Source organism: Acidovorax sp. KNOB132 (genome assembly GCF_057541515.1).
Genome location: NZ_BAAJYT010000396.1, coordinates 1 through 2,371 on the forward strand (window position 1 = coordinate 1; position 2,371 = coordinate 2,371).

3 protein-coding genes are annotated in these 2,371 nt (G+C 69.5%); all 3 read left to right on the forward strand.

The annotated features are described in order from the left end of the window. On the forward strand, positions 1-419 hold a 419-nt coding region (locus tag AC27IO_RS22935), incomplete at its 5' end, for an oligopeptide/dipeptide ABC transporter ATP-binding protein (RefSeq protein ID WP_498740962.1). A 65-nt stretch (positions 420-484) separates the two neighbouring features. Continuing rightward, positions 485-2,074 carry an ABC transporter substrate-binding protein gene (locus AC27IO_RS22940; RefSeq protein ID WP_284429433.1) on the forward strand — a complete coding sequence of 530 codons (1,590 nt, stop codon included), beginning with the start codon at positions 485-487 and terminating at the stop codon, positions 2,072-2,074. Between the two features lie 3 nt (positions 2,075-2,077). Continuing rightward, positions 2,078-2,371: acyl-CoA thioesterase/BAAT N-terminal domain-containing protein (locus AC27IO_RS22945; protein ID WP_498740964.1), on the forward strand; the 294-nt coding region annotated here is incomplete at its 3' end.

Here is a 2,371-nt window from a genome sequence, read left to right on the forward strand (position 1 = left end):
CGGCGCTGGACGTGTCGATCCAGGCGCAGATCCTCAACCTGTTCATGGACCTGCGCGACCAGCTGGGCCTGACCTACCTGTTCATCAGCCACGACCTGGGCGTGGTGGAACACGTGTGCGACCGCGTGGTGGTGATGTACCTGGGCCGCGTGGTCGAGAGCGCGCCGGTCGAGGAACTCTTCGCCCGGCCCAACCACCCCTACACGCAGGCGCTGCTGGCCGAGATCCCGAGCGTGGCCGCGCGGCGCACGCGCTTTTCGTCCATCTGCGGCGAGATCCCCAGCCCCATTTCGCCGCCCTCGGGCTGCCATTTCCACCCCCGTTGCCCGCACGCCATGCCGCGCTGCGCCACCGAGGTGCCGCGGCTGCGCGGCATCGCCGTGCGGCACGAGAGCGCCTGCCACCTCAACGACGGCTGAGCGCTCACCGTCCAACGCCCGTTGCCCCCGCCGTATCCCGTTCGTTTTTTCCTGAAAGGCCCGCCATGACTTCCTTCCGCCTCGCCACCCTGGCCGCCGCCGCGCTGCTCGCCGCTACCGGTGCCACTGGCGCGCTCGCGCAGAACGGCAACACGCTGTCCATCGGCTTCGCCGACCCGGTGTCGTCGGTCGATCCGCAGCTCAACAACCACGCGGGCGACCGCTCGCTGGCGCTGCATTTCTGGGACTCGCTGGTCAACTCGCGCGACGGCGGCAAGCTGGAGCCGGGCCTGGCCGCCAGCTGGAAGACGCTGGACGACAAGACCTGGGAGTTCAAGCTGCGCACCGACGTGAAGTGGCAGGACGGCACGCCCTTCACCGCCGACGACATCGTGTTCTCGTTCCAGCGCGCGCGCAACGTGCCCGGCAGCGTGGCGTCCTATGCGGGCGCGCTGCGCACGGTCGAATCGACCACGGCCAAGGACGCGCACACCGTCATCGTCAAGACCAACACGCCCAACCCCATGCTGCCGCTGGAGATCGCCTCGATCTACATCGTGAGCAAGCACGTGGGCGAAAAATCCAAGACCGAGGACTACAACGCCGGCCGCGCCGTCGTGGGCACGGGGCCGTACAAATTCATCTCCTACGTGCCGGGCGACCGCACGGTGTTCGAGCGCAGCGCGAGCTACTACGGCACCAAGCCGCTGTGGGAGAAGGTGAACTACCGCTACATCAACAACGGCGCGGCGCGCACCGCCGCGCTGCTGGCGGGCGACGTGGACGTGATCGACAAGGTCGCCGTGACCGACGTGGAGAAGCTGCGCAAGACGCCCAGCGTGAGCGTGTACACCTACCCCGGCCTGCGCGCGCTGCTGCTGCAGCCCAGCTTCAAGGCCGGCGCCAACGAGTTCGTCACCGACAACGCGGGCAAGCCGCTCGCGCAGAACCCGCTGCGGGACGTGCGCGTGCGCCAGGCGCTGTCGCTGGCCATCAACCGCAAGGCCATCGTGGACCGCGTGCTGCAGGGCACGGTGACCGAAGCCAACCAGTGGATGCCCAAGGGCAGCTTCGGCTACAACCCCGAGGTCAAGGACATTCCCTACAACGTGGAGCAGGCCAAAAAGCTGCTGGCCGAGGCCGGCTTTCCGCAGGGCTTCCAGATCACCATCCACGTGCCCGGCGACCGCTACCCGCAGGCCCCCGAGACCGTGCAGGCCGTGGCCCAGTTCTGGAGCCGCGCGGGCGTGAAGACCAAGGTGGAGGTGCTGCCCTGGGCCTCGTACGCCAGCCGCGCCAACAAGAACGACTTCGCCGTCAGCGTGATCGCCTGGGGCAATGGCACGGGAGAGGCCGGCTACGGCCTGCTGCAGACGCTGGCCACCACCGATGCCCAGCGCGGCCGGGGCGCCAACAACTGGGGCCGCTACAGCAATGAAGCGGTGGACAAGGCGCTCGATGCCGCCACGGTGGAGTTCGATGCGCGCCGCCGCGAGGCCGTGTTCCGCCATGCCGCCAAGCTGGTCACCGACGACGTGGGCCAGATCCCGCTGTTCCACTACCAGAACATCTGGGCGGCCAAGAAGGGGCTGAAGGTCGAGCCGATCCTGAGCGACCGCACCACCGCCCTGCAAGTCACCCGCGTGGGCAAGTAAGGCGTGGCCGCGCTCACCATCACCCCCGCCGACGCGCTGATCGACGTGCCGCGCCACATCGTGGCCAGCGGACTCGTGCCGGGCGAGACCGTCACGCTGCGCAGCCACACCCTGCGCGGCCCGGGCGTCGCCTGGCACGCCGAGGCCGTCTTCGAGGTCGATGCCCAGGGCAGGGTGGACCTGTCGCGCGACGCGCCGCGGTCGGGCAGCTACGCCGGCGTGTCGCCCATGGGCCTGGTGTGGTCGCAGGTGCCCGACGGCGGGCAGGCGCCGCGCGCGCTGTTCGCCAGCACCCCG